General features: G+C 71.8%; 9 protein-coding genes. 2 read left to right on the plus strand and 7 right to left on the minus strand.

Annotated elements, in window-relative coordinates; genetic code table 11:
* Positions 1–41: 41 nt before the first annotated feature.
* The 3 genes from AB0I42_RS17475 to AB0I42_RS17485 are packed head-to-tail and all read right to left on the minus strand — an operon-like array spanning position 42 to position 4,014.
* The gene (locus AB0I42_RS17475) at positions 42–1,472 is read right to left on the minus strand and encodes a carboxyl transferase domain-containing protein (protein ID WP_357538511.1); all 1,431 of its coding nucleotides are present in this window, start codon (positions 1,470–1,472) and stop codon (positions 42–44) included.
* Complete coding sequence (gene ccrA, locus AB0I42_RS17480; RefSeq protein WP_357538513.1) at positions 1,469–2,818, minus strand: crotonyl-CoA carboxylase/reductase; 1,350 nt, start codon at positions 2,816–2,818, stop codon at positions 1,469–1,471. The genes AB0I42_RS17475 and ccrA overlap by 4 nt, the downstream gene beginning before the upstream one ends.
* An 11-nt stretch (positions 2,819–2,829) precedes the next feature.
* A complete protein-coding gene (locus AB0I42_RS17485) occupies positions 2,830–4,014 on the minus strand; it encodes a 3-hydroxyacyl-CoA dehydrogenase NAD-binding domain-containing protein (protein WP_357538515.1) in 1,185 nt (394 codons plus the stop codon).
* 384 nt (positions 4,015–4,398) lie between these two features.
* On the opposite strand from AB0I42_RS17485, the gene AB0I42_RS17490 reads away from it, so the two are divergent.
* Both AB0I42_RS17490 and AB0I42_RS17495 read left to right on the plus strand, forming a co-directional pair.
* A complete protein-coding gene (locus tag AB0I42_RS17490) occupies positions 4,399–6,753 on the plus strand; it encodes a UvrD-helicase domain-containing protein (protein WP_357538517.1) in 2,355 nt (784 codons plus the stop codon).
* A complete protein-coding gene (locus tag AB0I42_RS17495; RefSeq protein WP_357538518.1) occupies positions 6,750–8,396 on the plus strand; it encodes an MDR family MFS transporter in 1,647 nt (548 codons plus the stop codon). The genes AB0I42_RS17490 and AB0I42_RS17495 overlap by 4 nt, the downstream gene beginning before the upstream one ends.
* Positions 8,397–8,456: 60 nt before the next feature.
* Here the strand turns inward: AB0I42_RS17495 and AB0I42_RS17500 are convergent, their stop codons facing one another.
* The 4 genes from AB0I42_RS17500 to AB0I42_RS17515 are packed head-to-tail and all read right to left on the minus strand — an operon-like array spanning position 8,457 to position 17,106.
* Positions 8,457–9,491 (minus strand): GDP-mannose 4,6-dehydratase, encoded by a 1,035-nt coding sequence (locus AB0I42_RS17500; RefSeq protein ID WP_357538520.1) that lies wholly within the window; start codon positions 9,489–9,491, stop codon positions 8,457–8,459.
* Between the two features lie 16 nt (positions 9,492–9,507).
* Complete coding sequence (locus tag AB0I42_RS17505) at positions 9,508–10,926, minus strand: glycosyltransferase (protein WP_357538522.1); 1,419 nt, start codon at positions 10,924–10,926, stop codon at positions 9,508–9,510.
* 1 nt (position 10,927) lies between these two features.
* Positions 10,928–16,075 (minus strand): beta-ketoacyl synthase N-terminal-like domain-containing protein, encoded by a 5,148-nt coding sequence (locus AB0I42_RS17510; RefSeq protein WP_357538524.1) that lies wholly within the window; start codon positions 16,073–16,075, stop codon positions 10,928–10,930.
* Complete coding sequence (locus tag AB0I42_RS17515; RefSeq protein WP_357538526.1) at positions 16,075–17,106, minus strand: ketoacyl-ACP synthase III family protein; 1,032 nt, start codon at positions 17,104–17,106, stop codon at positions 16,075–16,077. Before AB0I42_RS17515 ends, AB0I42_RS17510 begins: the two co-directional genes overlap by 1 nt.
* Between the last annotated feature and the right edge of the window lie 129 nt (positions 17,107–17,235).

Here is a 17,235-nt window from a genome sequence, read left to right on the forward strand (position 1 = left end):
TGCCGATGAGTGTGGGTGAAACCGGGAGGCCCCGGCCGGGATCACAGTGGAATGTTGCCGTGACTGCCCCGTCCCGCGGGAGCGGTGGCCAGCGCCTCGGCGATCCGGCGGCGGCTCACGGTTGGGTCGATCACCTCGTCGATCATGCCCAACCCCACTCCGCGCTGGGTGCCACCGGAGATGCGGCGGTGCTCGGCGGTCAGTTCCCGCCGCAAGCGCTCCCGGTCGGCCGCCGGTGCCGCGGACAGGGCCCGGCGGTGCAGGATTCCCACCGCGGCCTCCGGGCCCATGACGTCGACCTCGGCGTCCGGCCAGGCCAGCACGGTGGTGGCGCCGAGCGAGCGGGAGTTCATCGCGATGTAGGCCCCGCCGTACGACTTGCGCACCACGAGGGTCACCCGGGGCACGACCGCCTCACCGAAGGCGTACAGCAGTTTGGCGCCGCGCCGGATCACCCCGCCCCATTCCTGGTTCACGCCGGGCAGATAGCCGGGCACGTCGACCAGCACCAGCAGGGGTATGCCGAACGAGTCGCACTTGCGGACGAACCGTGCCGCCTTCTCCGCGCTGAGCGAGTCGAGACAGCCGCCGCGGCGCAGCGGATTGTTGGCCACCACGCCGATCGCCCGGCCCGCGAGGCGGCCGAAGCCCACGACGACGTTGCGGGCCCAGCGCGGCTGCAGTTCCAGGAAGGCGGGGCCCTCGTCGCCCGGCTCGTCGAGAAGGCGCGAGATCAGCGGGTGAACGTCGTAGGCCCGGCGCGCCGACGCCGGCAGGACCTCCGCCAGGCCCTCGTCGTCCTTGACCGAGGACAGGTCGAACCAGCCGGGGCGGGCAAAGATGCCGACGAGGTGCCGGGCGGCGGAGTACGCCTCGGTCTCCGAGCCGGCGCTCACGTGCACGACGCCGGACTTGCGCCCGTGTGCCTCGAGGCCGCCCAGCCCCTCCATGTCGATCTGCTCCCCGGTGACCGAGCGGACCACGTCGGGGCCGGTGACGAACATCCGGCCGCCGTCCGCCATCACCACCACGTCGGTGAGAGCCGGGCCGTATGCGGCGGCGCCCGCGGCGGGGCCCAGGACGACCGAGATCTGCGGGACGCGCCCGGAGGCCCGGATGATCGCGGCGAAGATCCGCCCGACGCCGTCCATCGACTGCACGCCCTCGGTGAGCCGCGCCCCGCCGGAGTGCCAGAGCCCGATCACCGGCACCCTGTCCCGGACCGCGAGGTCGATGGCCGTCACGATCTGCATGCTCTCCTCGGCGCCGAGCGAGCCGCCGACGCGGGTCGCGTCGGTGCAGAAGACCACCACCGGGCTGCCGCCGATCCGGGCGTTCCCGGCCTTGACCGCGTCGTCCGGGCCGAACAACCGCAACGAGCCCGGATCGACCAGTTGAGCCAGGCGGGTCAGCGGCGCACGGGGATCGCTCGTGACCGCATCCGCCACGTCGCTTGCCTCGGCCATTGTCATCTCCTTCCCGAGGCGGCGGCGAGGCCGGCGGCCCGGAACCGGTTGATCGCGTTCTCGTGGTGAGCGCGCGTCTCGGGGTCCGAGACGCCGCCTCCCTCGTCCGCGAGGCAGAGCACGCCCACCTTGCCGTGGTGCTGGTTGCCGTGCACCTCGTCGACCGCCTGCCCCACCCGGTCGAGGGGGTACGTCGCCGACAGTGTCGGGTGGATCCGGCCACGTGTCACCAGGCGGTTCGCCAGCCAGGCTTCCCGGTAGTTCGCAAAGTGCGAGCCGACGATGCGCTTGAGGTGCATCCACAGGTACCGGTTGTCGAACTCGTGCCGGAAACCGGAGGTCGAGGCGCAGGTCACGATGACGCCGCCGCGGCGCGCGACGTAGACGGAGGCGCCGAACGTCTCACGCCCGGGGTGCTCGAACACGATGTCCGGATCGTCGCCGCCCGTCAGCTCGCGGATCCGCTCGCCGAGACGGCGCCACTCGCGCGGATCGGGAGTCTGCTCGTCGGCCCAGAACCGATACTGCTCGACGCTGCGGTCGATTACCGCGGAGGCCCCCATCGCCCGGCAGATCTCGGCCTTCTGCTCGTTCGAGACGACGCAGATGGGGGTTCCGCCGCCGTTGAGGACGTACTGGGTGGCGTACGAGCCGAGACCGCCGGCGGCCCCCCAAACCAGCACGTTGTCGCCCTGCCGCATGACCGCGCCGTGCTGGGAGACGAGCTGCCGGTAGGCGGTCGAGTTCACCAGCCCGGGCGCGGCGGCCTCCTCCCATGTCAGGTGTGCCGCCTTGGGCATGAGCTGGTTGGCCTTGACCAGGGCGAGCTCGCCCAGGCCGCCAAAGTTGGTCTCGTATCCCCAGATCCGCTGCTGCGGGTCGAGCATCGTGTCGTCATGGCCCTCCGGCTCCTCGAGCTCGACCGAGAGGCAGTGCGCGACCACCCGGTCGCCCGCCTTCCAGAGGCGCACCCCGGGTCCGGTCCGCAGCACGACTCCGGAGAGATCGGAACCCACCACGTGGTACGGCAGGTCGTGCCGGGCCGCGAGGCCACCGGTCCGGGCGTACCGCTTGAGGAACTGGAAAGTCGGCACCGGGGCGAACAGCGCGCTCCACACGGTGTTGTAGTTGATCGAGCTGGCCATGACGGCGATCAGGGCCTCGCCCGGTCCGGGCTCGGGGGTCGCCACCTCCCTGAGATGCAGCGCCTTGCCGGGCTGGCGGTCCGCCATCGCCACCCCGGCGAACATCTCCTGCTCCTCCTCCAGGAGCACGGCCGCCCGATAGCTCTGCGGCACGGGGAGCGCCTCGACGGCTCCGCGGTCGGCCTCGACCGACTCGAGAGTCTCCACGAAAGCACGATTCATCGACTTGTCCCTTTGCTCGGGCGCTGGGCATGGAAGCCGGCGCCGGTCTTGCGGCCGAGCCGGCCCTCGGCGACGAGGCGGATGAGCATCGGCCCCGGCCGGGTCGCCGGGTCGCCGAACTGCTGGTGCAGGCGGCGCAGGATGGCGAGGGAGACGTCGAGGCCGATGGTGTCGAGCAGGGCGAAGGGACCGATCGGGAAGCCGTGGACCTCCTCCATCTCCCGGTCGAGCTCCGCGACGCCCGCCTGGCCGCGCTCCACCATGCCGACGGCGTCGTTGAGATAGGGGAACAGGAGGTAGTTGACGATGAAGCCGGACCTGTCCGGACAGGAGACCGGCACCTTGCCCAGGTGGCGGGCGAGGGCACGGGCCGCCGCAGTGGTCCGCGGGGCGGTGTCCGGGGTGTGGCCGACCTCGACGAGCTTCATGACCGGCGCCGGATTGAAGAAGTGCATCCCGACCACGTCGGCCGGGCGGCCGGTCACCGCGGCGCAGTCCGCCACCGAGAGGCTGGAGGTGGTGGTCGCGAGAACGGCGCCGGGCCGGCAGACCCGGTCGAGGGCGGCGAAGACCGTACGCTTGGGGTCCTCCTCTTCCACCACCGCTTCGATGACGAAGTCGCAGTCGGCCAGGTCGTCGATCGAGACGCTCGCCCGGAGCCGTCCGGCAGCCTCCGCACGCGTCGCGGGATCAAGGCGGCCGCGGGCGACCGCCTTGTCGAGCGCCGCCGAGACGGAGCGCCGGGCGGCCGCCGCCTGCTCGTCGCCGCGTGCCACGAGAGTGGTGCGAAGACGGTGGGCCACGAGGGTCTGCGCGATTCCGGCAGCCATGGTTCCGGATCCGACGATGCCGACGGAGGACGGCGGCATGGCGGCCACCGGTTCCGGCGCGGCGGGCCGCGTGAAGCGGCCGAAACCGCGGCCGAGCAGTCCCTGCCGCGCCATGGTGGTCAGCAGCGGCGCCGGGGTCACGGCCGCGCCGGCCATGAGCTCCAGCACCCGATCGAGACCGAGGTCGTCCAACATGGCCAGCGGACCGGCGGCCAAGCCACAACCGAGGCGCATCGCGGTGTCGATGGCCGAGCCGGTGACATAGCCCTGTTCGCATAGGACGGCGGCCCGGTTCAGATATCGCAGCAGCAACACGTGCCCGGCAGCGATCCCATGCTCCTGTACAGTCATCGCCACCCCTTGATCGCGTCGTTTCGCGCGGCCGCACTGCCGGATCAATGCGGACTCTAAGAGGGTGCGGCGGGCGACGGTAACCCCTACAAGCGATTGGTGTTCCGCTCGCCTAGGGGTTGGCCACGAATAACACCCTTCCTAATGTTGACTGGGGCGGCGTGTATTTCGACTGCCAAAAGAAACGCTTTCCCGCGCCGATTTCACTCGCCATGAGAGAGCAGTGAAAAATATCGGATCACACCGTCGCGCAGGGCGGGCGACACAAAGTGTGAGGAATGCGCGGCGCACGACAGACGCCGGAGAAGGCAAGACAAGAGCCGGACAGCACGGTAACATCATAGGCGCTGCAGAACGGTCCGGTCCTTTTAAGATTACCATGGGGTGGCGCTGTTGTCAAGAGTTCCCTCGGAAGCCTTCGCCGCTTTCGCCAACGACACGCTGGAGGACGAGCGCCGCTACGTGGCGATGCTCTACCGCAACGTCGACAAGCGGCGCGACGACGCCGTGCAGAAATTGGCTCGGACCCGGCTCCACAGCGCGAGCAACCCGTCGGCACGCGCCGAACGTGACGCCTCCACCACGATGTACCGCGAGCGCATACGGCAACTCGAGGGGGTCGACGAGCGGCTCTGCTTCGGCCGGCTCGACATGGACGACGGCGAGTCCCGCTACGTCGGCCGGTTGGGGCTGGTCGACGAGGAAGACCAGTCCTCGCTGCTCATGGACTGGCGGGCGCCCGCCGCGCGCCCGTACTACCTGGCCAACGCGATCACCCGGGAGGGTGTGCGCCGTCGCCGGCAACTGCGGATGAAGGGCCGCACGGTCACCGGCTTCGATGACGAGATCCTCGACGTCGCGGCCGCGCCGGCGGACAGCGCGGCCTCGCTGACCAACGAGGCCGCGCTGATGGCCGCGCTCACCGCCAACCGCACCGGCCAGATGCAGGACATCGTCGCCACCATCCAGGCCGAACAGGACGAGATCATCCGGGCCGACATCAACGGCGTGCTCGTCGTACAGGGCGGCCCCGGCACGGGTAAGACGGCGGTCGCGCTGCACCGGGTGGCCTACCTGCTCTACGCGCACCGCGACCGGCTCGAGAAGCGCGGGGCGCTGATCCTCGGCCCGAACGCGACGTTCCTGCGCTACATCAGCCAGGTGCTGCCATCGCTGGGCGAGACCGGCGCGCTGCTGTGCACGGTGGGTGACCTCTACCCGGGCGTCGTCGCCACCGGCAGCGAGCCGGACGACGTCGCGGAGATCAAGGGCCGCGCCTCGATGGTGCAGGTCATGGCGAACGCCGTCTACGACCGCCAGGAGACCCCGCCGGTCAAGGAGGTGCTCTTCGAGGGCGACCGGCTGCGGCTCACCCACAAGGTCACCGCCAACGCGAAGTGCGTGGCGCGTGACACGCTGCGCCCGCACAACGAGGCCCGGCCGTACTTCGTTCGCAAGATCATCGAGGCGCTGACCAACCAGGTCGCCTCGAACATCGGGCGGCACCTGCTGGCGGACGAGGACATCGAACAGATCCGGTTCGACCTCACCAGGTCCCCGGAGGTGCGCCAGGCGCTGCACGAGCTCTGGCCGATCCTCACGCCGGAGCAGTTGCTGGCCGACCTCTACGCCTCGCCGGAACGGATCGAGGCAGCCACGCCGGATCTCGCACCGGCCGAGCGGGAGCTGTTGCGGCGCGACCCGTCGACGCCGTGGACGCCGGGCGACGTGCCGCTGCTCGACGAGGCCGCGGAGCTGCTCGGCTGGGACGACCGGGAGGAGCGGGCCCGGGAAGCGGCGCAGTGGAGCGCCGACCTGGAGTACGCACAGGGCGTCCTGCAGATCCTCAACTACGAGGAGGACGAGATCGACGAGGAGGTGCTCCAGGCCACCGACGTGATCGACGCGTCGACGCTGGCCGATCGGCACGACGACGACGGTTACCTGTCCGTCTCCGAGCGGGCCGCCGCCGACCGCACCTGGGCGTTCGGGCACATCGTGGTGGACGAGGCGCAGGAGCTGTCCCCGATGGTGTGGCGGCTGCTCATGCGCCGCAGCCCGAGCCGCTCGATGACCGTGGTCGGCGACGTCGCACAGACCAGCGACCCCAGCGGCACTACGACGTGGGGTGACGTCTTCGCGCCGTACGTCGCGGACCGGTGGCGGCTGACCGAGCTGACCGTCAACTACCGGACGCCGGCCGAGGTCATGGCCGTCGCCGCCGACGTGCTGGCCGCGATCAGCCCCGGGCTCAAGCCGCCGCGCTCGGCCCGGACGTCCGGCATCACCCCGTGGTGCGGTCAGGTCGAGACCTATGTGGGGGCCGTGCCGGAGGCGGTCCGCGCGGAAGGTGCGGCGATCGGCGGCGGCCAGGTGGCCGTGGTGGCGCCGACCGAGCTGGTGCACCCGCTCGGTGACGCCATCAAGCGCCGGACGACGACGGCGGAGGTGGTCGTCGGCGACGGCATCTCGCTCGGCGCGGGCATCGTGGTGCTCGACGTCCGCCAGGCCAAGGGCCTCGAGTTCGACTCGGTACTCGTCGTCGACCCCGCCGGCATCGTCAGCGAGTCCCGACGCGGCCTCAGCGACCTCTACGTCGCCCTGACCCGCACCACCAAACGGCTCGGGGTGCTGCACCGCGGCGACCTGCCGGCCGTGCTGGGGCGGCTGAGCGCGCGCGAAACCACGGAATTCACCGTCGAGGCAGAGCACGATCGAGTGGACGAAGGAGCGCGATGAGCACCCAGCCGGAATCGCCCACGGCGCCGGGAACGCAGCCCGCCCCGGCCAAGGGCGTCATGACGACCGTCTACGGACTGCTGCTGGGAATGTTCGTCGCGGTCCTGGCGCCGACGGTGGTCACGGTGGCGTTGCCGGGCATCGTGACCGACCTCGGCGGCTCGCAGTCGGCGTACACCTGGATCATCACGGCGGAACTGCTCGCCATGACCGTCTCGGTCCCGCTGTGGGGCAAGTTCGCCGACCTGTACGACAAGAAGTGGCTGCTGCAGGCCTCCCTCGCGCTCTTCGTGCTCGGGTCGCTCGTCGCAGGTTTCGCCGGCTCGATCGGGGTGCTCATCGTGAGCCGGGTCGCGCAGGGCATCGGAGCCGGCGGGCTCACCGCGTTGGTGCCCGTCGTGATGGCGGTGATCGTTCCGCCGCGCGAGCGCGGCAAGTACATGGGCCTGTTCGGCGCCGTCTTCACCGTCGGGACCATCCTCGGCCCGCCGCTGGGCGGCGCCCTGGCCGAGGTGCCCGGCATCGGATGGCGGCTGTGCTTCTTCTTCGGCGCGCCCTTCGCGGTGCTGTCCATGGTCGTGCTGCAGCGGACCTTCCACCTGCCCGTGATGCGCCGTGAGGTGCACATCGATTACCTCGGCGCCGCGCTCATCGTCGTCGCCACCAGCGCCCTGCTCATCTGGTGTTCGCTGGCTGGCGACGTCTTCGCCTGGCGCTCGACGTGGACCGCCGTGCTGGTGACCGGCGGTGTGGTGGCCTTGGGGCTGGCCATATGGGTCGAGGCTCGCAGCCCCGAGCCCGTGCTGCCGCTGAGCCTGTTCCGCAACCGGACGGTCGCCCTCACCACCCTCGCCAGCCTGCTCGTCGGCGTCATGATGTTCGGCGGCTCCGTCTTCGTCCCGCCCTACCTCCAGCTGGCCCAGGGACTGTCGCCCGGCCAGACCGGCCTGCTGAGCCTTCCGATGGCGCTGGGCATCGTCGTCGCGTCCACCGTCGCGGGACGCCTCATCACCGCCACCGGCCGCTGGAAGGCGGTCCTCGTGACCGGCGGCGTGCTGGCCTGCGTCGGCACGGTCATGCTCGCCCTGGTCGACGAGGGCGCCGGCCTCGTATGGTTCACGGCGGCCATCACGCTGCTCGGCCTCGGCGTCGGATGCCTGATGCAAAACCTGGTCCTGGTCGCGCAGAGCTCGGTCGACATGCGGCAGCTCGGGGTGGCGACGTCGACGTTGTCGTTCTTCCGGAGTCTGGGCGGCTCGGTCGGGGTCACCGTCCTCGGCGCCGTGTTCGCCCATCGCGTCCAGTCGGTGACCGAATCCCGGGCGCCGGCCGGCGCCGACCCCGGCTACGGCGATGTCGGCGGGACGCTTCCGGACCTGGGCGCCCTGCCGGAGCCGGTCCGGGCCGTCGTCGAACAGGCCTACGCGGTCGCGACCGGCGACATCTTCGCCATCACCGTGCCGGTCGCCGTGCTGATCCTGCTGACGGTGGCCCTGCTCAAGAACCGTCCGCTGGCGTCGCAGTTCGGCATGCCGCCGGGGCCGCGCCGCCAGGGCGAGCATGGCCCGGGCGGGCACGGCGAGGGCCCCGGTGACCCGAAGGCCGCCAAGGCCGGCCAGCAGAGCCGGCTGCCCGCGGGCTGACCCGGGGGCACACGGTGACGGCCGGTCCTTCGCGGACCGGCCGTCACCGTACGGGAATCGTCACCAGTCGACGTGCGCGGAGTACTCGTCGTACTTCTGGGCGTGGGTGAGGTGGGCCAGATCCGCCTCGACCATCATCGTCATCAGCTCCTCGAACTTCAGCCGCGGCTGCCAGCCGAGCTCCTGGCGGGCCCGGGTGGGGTCGGCGCACAGCGTCTCGACCTCCGCCGGGCGGACGAACTCCTCGTCGACCACCACGTGTCGCGACCAGTCCAGGCCGACGGCGCCGAAGGCTATCCGGACCGCGTCGCGCACCGAGTGCATGATGCCGGTGCCGACCACGTAGTCACGCGGCTCCTCCTGCTGAAGCATCAGGTGCATGGCGCTCACGTAGTCGCCGGCGAAGCCCCAGTCGCGCCGGGCGTCGAGATTGCCGAGCTTGAGCTCGCTCGCCAGGCCGAGCTTGATCTTGGCAACGGTGTGCGAGATCTTCCGGGTGACGAACTCCAGGCCCCGGCGCGGCGACTCGTGGTTGAACAGGATGCCCGAGACGGCGTACATCCCGAAGGACTCCCGGTAGTTGCGGGTGATGAAGTGCCCGTAGGCCTTGGCGACGCCGTACGGGCTCCTCGGATGGAAGACGGTGGTCTCGGACTGGGGTGTCTCCGCGACCTTGCCGAACATCTCCGACGACGACGCCTGATAGAAGCGGACCTGGCGGGACGGCGCGCTCGACGACGACGAGCTGACGCCCGAGACCACCCGGAGCGCCTCCAGCATGCGCAGCACGCCGAGGCCGGTGACCTCACCGGTCAGCTCCGCCTGCTGCCAGGAGAGCGGCACGTACGAGATCGCGCCCAGGTTGTAGACCTCGTCGGGCTGGACCCGGTCGATGGCGGCGATCAGGCTGCTCTGGTCGAGCAGGTCCCCCTCGACGAAACGCAGGTCGTGCACCAGGCGGCTGACCCGCAAACGGCGCGGATTCGCCTGGCCGCGTACCAGGCCCCACACCTCGTACCCCTGTTCCAGCAGATGCTCGGCCAGGTACGACCCGTCCTGGCCGGTGATGCCGGTGATCAATGCTCGGCGCGACACGGCTCCTCCTGCGTGGTCAGCTCGACGTGGTTCGGTCTGCGGATGCGGCGCCGGCCGCCGGGCCGAGCAGGCCCAGCCGGCGCTGGATGAGGTCGGCCGCGGCCACGCTGCCGCCGGCGGAGCGCAGCTCGCCGGCCCAGTGCTCGGCTCGTCGCCGGTACGCGGGCTCCGTCACCAGCCGGGTGATCTTGTTGACGATGTCGTCCACGTCCGGCCTGTCGACGTTGCGCACCACGAGCCCGGCGCCGCTGTCGGCCGCGCGGGCCGCGAAGTCGTTGCAGTCCATCCAGAACGGCATCACCAGCAGAGGTTTGCCGTGCACCAGCCCCTCGTGGAACGCGTTGCCGCCGCCGTGGTTGAAGAACACCCGCACGTTCGGATGCGCCACTACGGTGAGCTGGGACGGCAGCCATGCCTCGACCCGCAGGTTCGCGGGCAGGTCGCCGGGCAACATCCGCTGCCGGGTCTCGTCGAGTTTCCACAGCACGTGGTGCCGGGGAGCGAGACGCCGGGCCACCTCGACCAGCGCGGCCACCTGACCCGCCGAGGGGCGCATGAACGTCCCGAAGCCGATGTAGACGATCGACGGGTGCTCGTCCAGCCAGGCGTCCAGGGAGGGATCCGCGGTGATGTCCCCGGAGTCGCCGGGCAGCACCGCTCCGACCATGTGGAGGTTCGGCGACGCGGCCGGGAACGGGTATTCCAGGCCGAACACCGAGCAGCCGAGAACGTCGGCCGCGGCCCGGGCGTAGTGCGACGGGATGCCCGCCGCGTTCGGCAGTCCCTCGGCTTTTCGGCGCTGCAGCGCGGCCAGGGCGGGCCGCATGCGCCGGGGACTGGCCATGACCGCACGGGTGCCCAGGCGGAAGAGCACGTTCTCGGCCCGCTGCCGGGGGGACATCCGGGCCGGCAGGCCCGACCCCGGTGTCGGGTAACTCCACGGCAGTGTGTCCACGTAGAAGCTGCTGACCGGCACGGCGATCGTCAGGACGTACGGGATGCCCCGCTTCATGGCGGCGTCGATGGCCCAGCCGGTGCACGAGTCGGCCACGATCAGGTCGGGCCGTACCTCGTCGATGGCGGCCAGCGTCCTGCGGTACAGCTCCTCGGTGTACTCGCGGTCGACGTTCGTGTCCATGAACGCCGCGAAGTCACGCACCCGTCGGCCGGTGGTCATCGCCCGCAGCGTCGCCTGGTCCCAGTTGGCCGGCCAGAGGTGGGGCCGGTAGCGGCCGAGCGAGACGAATCGTACGGGCCCGCCGTTCGCTCCCCCGCCGATCCGGCGGATCTCGTCCGCCCGTTCGTCGGTGCAGGCGAACCAGAGGTCCGCGTCGCGCCGTGCCAGCTCCTGGGCGATCGCCAGCAGGGGATTGATCAGGCCCGCGCTGGGCAGGCTGGCGAAGAGCAGCCGGCCTCGGGTGCCGTCGTCGCCCACGTCAGGCTCCCTTCGCCAGGATCTCGCCGTCCTCGGACCCGGTGCGCGCGGCGAGCAGCAACTCGGTGATGAAGTTTGCGATAGCGGCCACCGTCGGCTGCTGCCAGAGCAACGTCGTGGGCAGGTCGTGACCGAAGCGCTGCCGCAGCCGCCGGCGGACGACCACCACCATGACCGAGTCCATGCCCTGCTCGACGAGGGGCCGCCGCCGGTCGAGCTCGCCGGCCGACAGCCGCATCTCGCCGGCGATGATCCGGTCGGTCTCGTCGGCGACGATCCGGTGCAGCTCGTCCGGCGCCACGCTGTCGAGGTGGACGGATCCGGCGCCGCCCGCGTCGGCCGCGCTGTCGGCGGCGGAGACCTCCTCGACCGTCAGGGCCGCGAGCAGCGGTGGCCGCGGTGAGTCCTCGGACGTCGGGCTCACGACTGCGTACACGCCGGGGCCATGGCCGAGCGCGTGCCCGGCCGCCTCGAACAGCAGGCCCGGATCCACCGCCGTGGTGCCGGGCAGGTCGCCGGCCGGCCAGCTCATGCTCCATGTCCCCCGGCAGCCGCTCGCCACCCGATGCGCGGTGAGCGAGTCGGCGTACGAGGCGACGGCCGCCCTCGCGTCACCGGGCCCGGGCGACACCCGTGCCTCCAGCGGCACCGCGAAGAGCATGAGATCCAGGGCTTGCGGCGGATACGCGGCGTGCAGCGAGTCGATGACCGCGAGAGACGAGCGGACGTCCCGGCCGGGCGCGTGCGGCGCCGCGTACACCACGCCGCGTACGGGTGGGAGATCCCACACCTCGGGGACGAGGCCGCCGCCGCGTGCCCACGCGGCCACGTCGACGGTGGCGGTGAAGACCGCGACACCGCGCCCTTCCAGCGCCCGGACGGTGGCGATTTCCGGGCGGAGATCCCCGGAGGAGTCCCATTCCGCCCGGGGCGGAAGCGCCCCTTCGTCGAGCAGGACCAGGCGACCGGCGCCGAGACCGGCCAGCCAGTGTGCGGCGGCGACACCGGCCGGGGTGAAGGCGCCGACGACGGCGTACGTGCTGTCGGCGCGCACCGGGGGCGGTGAGCCGGCGTCGTCGAGGTCCACCCGGGCGAGCCGCGGCACCGCCGGCCCGTCCGCGTCGAGCGCCACCACGTCCTCGTCCGCGGCCCGGTCCAGCGCCTCCAGGAACGCCTTCGCCGCCGATCCGTCCCACGCCGGCCCGAGGTCGACGGCGCCCACGCGCAAGCCGGGACGTCCGGCCCGCAGAGCACGGACCAGGCCCCACAGGGGCGCCTGCCGCGTGTGTGCGGAGTGGCTGCTGCCGCGGACGCCGGAGGTGACGCACCAGAGCCGGGGCCGGCGCTCCTCCGGTAGCCGGCAGACGGCCTCGGCCACGGCGTCGAGCTCCTCCTGCGCGAGTCGCGCGGCCACGCTCACCGGGCGGACATGGTCGACCGGGCTCACGAGCACCTCGGCCGACTCGTCGAGGTGGGTGGAGAGGTCGCCTACGCCCGCGGCGTCGTTCACCGCGTGACACGTGACGCCGGCGGCCGAGAGCCCGCCGGCCAGCGACGCCAGCGTGGGGCCGACCAGGACGACCGTACGGGCCGCCGAGCGCCCGGCGGAGGCGTCCGGCGGCCGCCAGACGGTCGTGTGCAGCGCTCGCCGCGCATCCGTCTCCGGCGCCGTCTCGCCGAGCTCGGTGTAGCGCAGGCCGTCGACCCGCGCGATGCGACGGCCGGTCGGGTCGGCCACGACCGCGTGGGTGACGCCGAGACGCTCGTCGGCGAGCACGACGGTGACCGTCACGGTTTCCGGTGCGTCGCCGCCGACCGCGATCAGGTCCGCGTCGACGGCCATGCGCAGCAGAGGGGCTCCGGGGAACACCGCCGGGGCGATGGACATGACCGCGTCGAAGGCGACCGCCCAGCTTTCGGCGCCCGTCCGGTCGTGCGGCGCCTTCACCTCCGCGACGATCACTCCGGTGCCGCGCCGCAGCCGCTCCACGGTCCACTCGAAGCCGGTGGCCGGCACGCCCACGGTCGCCAGGCGTTCACGGATCAGGCCCGGATCGGCGAACTCGGCCTCGTCGCCGGCACCCGGGGCGATCGGGCCGCCGGTCACGTCGACGTCCGTTCCGATCTCGGCCTGTGCGTTGATCAGCCAGGTGTCGCCGGCCGGCGACCTCGACGCGAGCCGCAGCGCGCCGCCGTCGCGGACCACCTGGATCTCCCGGTAGTCGTTGGTGATCAGGGGCTGGCGCATCACCAGGCCGTCGAGGTGCGCGGGCCGCCCGTCGGCGCCGGCGCTGGCCGCCATAAAGGTGCTCACCAGCACCGAGGCGGGGACGATCTCCACGCCGTTGAGCGCATGGCTGCCCGGGTACGGCCGGTTGCCGTCGTCGAGCCCGGTGCGCCACACCACGATCGGGCTGCCCGCGATGCTCTGCCTGGTGCCCAGCAGGGTGTAGCTCTCGACGTCGTGGCCACGCTGCCGGGTCTGCGTTCCATCGCTGGTCTCGCGCCACAGGCGCCGCCGCTGCCACGCGGTGGTGGGCAGGTCGGCCAGGAAGCCGCCGGGCTGCAGGCTCGGCCAGTCGACGCCGATGCCGGCGCAGTGCGCCGCCGCCACCGCCGCGAGATAGGTCCGCACCTCCGGGCGGTTGCGGCGCAGCGAGATTCCGGCGAACGCCTCGTCCATTCCCTTGTCGGCCAGCGTCTCGCCCACCGAATGAGCGATCAGCGGATGCGCGGACACCTCGAGGAAGGCGTCGAACCCGTCCTCGGCGGCGGCGCCGACCGCGGCCGCGAGCCGGACCGGCTGGCGCAGGTTGGTCGCCCAGTAGTGGCCGTCGCCGGACGGGACGGCGCGCGGATCGGGCAGCGCCGTGGAGTACATCGGTATCGCCGGCTGGCCGGGGCGCAGCCCGGCGCACATCTGTACCAGCTCCTCGAGAAGAGGATCCATGTGCGGGCTGTGGAAGGCGATGCGAGCCGAGACCCGCCGGGCCTGGATGCCCTCGTCCGGCCAGGTGTCCAGCACGTCCTGCACCGCGGGCAGGTCACCGGCGAGCACGGTCGACACCGGCGACGCGGCGATCGCCGGCGACAGGTCGGCCCGCCCCGCGAGCCGCTGCGCGGCCTGGTCGAACGACAGGGAGACCATCACCATGTCGCCCTTGCCCTCGGCCCGCGTGAGCAGGCGCGAGCGCCGGCACGACACTCGAGCGCCGTCCTCGAGGCTCAGCAGGCCGCAGGTCACGGCGGCGGCGACCTCGCCCATCGAGTGGCCGATGACGGCGTCCGGGATGACGCCACGGCCGCGCCACATGGCCGCCAGGCCCACCTGCATCGCGAAGATCATTGGCTGAATGCGGTCGACGGTCTCGAAGGTGCCGCTCCGGATCAGCTCGCGGGCGGTGAACCCGCTCTCCGCGGCGAACACCGGGTCGAGGACGTCGATGACCTTGGCGAACTCGGGCTCGGTCTCCAGCAGCTCCCGGCCCATGCCGCTCCAGTGCGAGCCGTGGCCCGAGAAGACCCAGACGAGTCCCCGGCCCTGGCGCGGCCGGACGACGTCCGTGACGACACCGTCGGCCGGACGGTCCGCGGCCAGCAGGCGCAGGCCGGTGACCAGCTCCTCGCGCCCACCGGCGACGATGCCGGCCCGGTGCGACTGGTGCGCCCGGTGGCGGGCCAGCGTGCGGCCGACCGCGGAGAGCGGGACCTCCGTACGGCTGCTGACCTGCTCGGCCAGCTCGGCCGCGGCCTGACGCAGCGCCGCGCCGGCGGCGGCCGACAGCGGATAGAGCCGCACCTCGTCGTCGTCCCGGTGGTCCGGTTCGGCGGTGATCTCCGGCGCCTGCTCCATGACGATGTGCGCGACCGTGCCGCCGTAGCCGAAGCCCGAGACACCGGCCCGGCGTGGATGCGGCCGACGCGGCCATTCCTCGGCCGACTCCGCGAGACGCAGCCCCGAGTCCGCCCACGGGATCTCCGGGTTGAGTTCGGTGTGCAGCAGGCTGGCCGGCACGACCGCGTTCTGCAGGGCCAGCGTGGTCTTGATGACGCTGGCCACGCCCGCGGCGCCCTCCAGGTGACCGATGTTGGACTTCACCGAGCCGACCAGGCAGGGCTCGCCGCCAGCGCGCCCCGCGCCGTAGACGGCGCTGATCGCGCCGGCCTCCATCGGGTCGCCGAGGCGCGTGCCGGTGCCGTGCGCCTCGACGTAGTCGACAGTGGCCGGATCGATGCCGGCCTGCTCGCAGGCGCGGATCATCACGTGCTCCTGCGCCGCCCCGCACGGGGCCATGATGCCGTTGGTGTGGCCGTCCTGGTTCACGGCGCTGCCCCGGATCACCGCGAGCACCCGATCGCCGTCGCGCTCGGCGTCGGAGAGCAGCTTCAGGACGACGACGCCGCATCCTTCGCCGCGGCCGTATCCGTCCGCGCTCGCGTCGAACGGCTTCGAGCGGCCGTCGGGCGCGAGCGCGCCGGCGGCACCCAGGGTCAGCGACTGCCCGGGCGAGGCGATCAGGTTGACGCCCGCCGCGATCGCCACGGTGCTCTCGGCGAGGCGCAGGCTCTGGCAGGCGAGATGCACCGCCACGAGCGAGGCGGAGCAGGCCGTGTCCACCGCGATGCTCGGGCCCCGCAGGTCGAGAACGTGCGAGATCCGGTTGGCGGTTCCGCAGCCGGCCGCGCCGATGCCGGTCCACGCCTCGATGCCGGGCAGGTCCTCCAGCAACCGGCTGCCGTAGTCACCGCTGCACAGTCCGACGAAGACGCCGGCGTCGGTCCCGGCCAAGGTGCGGGGCACGATGCCGGCGTGCTCCAGCGCCTCCCAGGTGACCTCGAGCAGGATGCGCTGCTGGGGGTCCATGAGTTCGGCCTCGCGCGGCGTGATGCCGAAGAACTCGGTGTCGAACTCATCGATGCCGGCGATGAAGTTGCCGCGCGCGATGGCCCGCCTCATGGCGGAGGTGAACTCCGCGCCGTGGGCGGCGTACGGCGCCCACCGCTCCCAGGGGACGTCGCCGACGGTGCTGCGCTGCTCGCTGAGCAGGTCCCAGAACTGTTCCGGCCCGTACACGTCACCAGGCAGGCGACAGCCGGTGCCGACAACGGCGATCGGTTCGGCCGCCCGAAGGTCGGTTGTGTTCGTCATCAGGCACTCTCCGGCGTACCGAGGATTTTGATCACGGCGCAGGCCAGGTTGATCCCCGGCCCGGTGCCGAGCAGCAGCATGTGCTGGCCCGGCCGTAGCTGCCCCGTGTCCACGAGGTGTTTGAGCGACAGGACGTGGTCGCTGGCCCCGCAGTGGCCGATGGTCCGGCCGTAGTCCCACGACGACTTGGACATCGGCAGGCCGAGCGGCGCCATGCACCGCTGCTCCACCACCTCGCGGGAGTAGTTCATGAACGCCACCCGGTCGAGGTCGGAGAACGCGAGGCCGCACTCGGCGACCGTGTCCGCCACCGTGCTGATCATGAGTTCCTGCGCCTTGGCGAGCGCGGCCATCCCGGCGCTGCGGGCCACCACCTGCTGCTGGAAACGACCGGCGAAGCTGAGCGACCGGCCGACGGTGGCGGTCGGCGGGAAGAGCGGCTCGCCGCCCCGGTGGAGCTCCTCGGCCTCGGGCACGGTCACCGACGACACCGCGAGCAGTTGGGCGTAGCCGGGATCTTTGGTGAGCACGAGAGCGGAGCCGGCGTCGCCGGCCACGGTGCCCGGGTTCATCCGCCAGCGGTCCATCATGGGTGTGCCGTAGTTGTCCGCCGCGACCAGCAGCGCGTGGCGGCGGTGCTCATCCGCCCGCAGGTGACTGACCGCGAGCATCATGGCGCTGAACACGCCGTTGCACCCCTGGCGGATCTCCACCGCGGGGACCTCTCCCCCGGTCAGGTGGCGTTGCAGGTACACATGCGGCAGCCACCCGTCCGGCCCCTGGTGCCAGGTGCTGGCGTAAATCATCAGACTCAACTCGGTCGCCGGACGGCCGAACTGCTTGACCGCCTGCTGGGCGGCCCGCAGGGCCATCTCCGGCGCCGGCAGGTCGCCGGCGACCGCGGCGCCCCCGAGCTGGTGAATCTCCACGTCCTCCGCCGGGTAAAGGCCGTCGCCGACCGCCTCCTGCACGGTCACCGTCGGCGGCAGGAAGGCGCCTATCCCGCCGACATAAACGTCTGGTGTGCGCACGAATACGCCTCCTCGGGCAAATACAATTCGACGGGAAGAAGCCGCTGGAAGGAAACGTACGAGCAAGGCCGATCGGCGCAACACCCCTAAGCTCACGAATCACGCGCCTTCTAGGGGTGGCGACCGCCG

Source organism: Polymorphospora sp. NPDC050346 (assembly GCF_040655695.1).
GTDB lineage: Bacteria > Actinomycetota > Actinomycetes > Mycobacteriales > Micromonosporaceae > Polymorphospora > Polymorphospora lycopeni.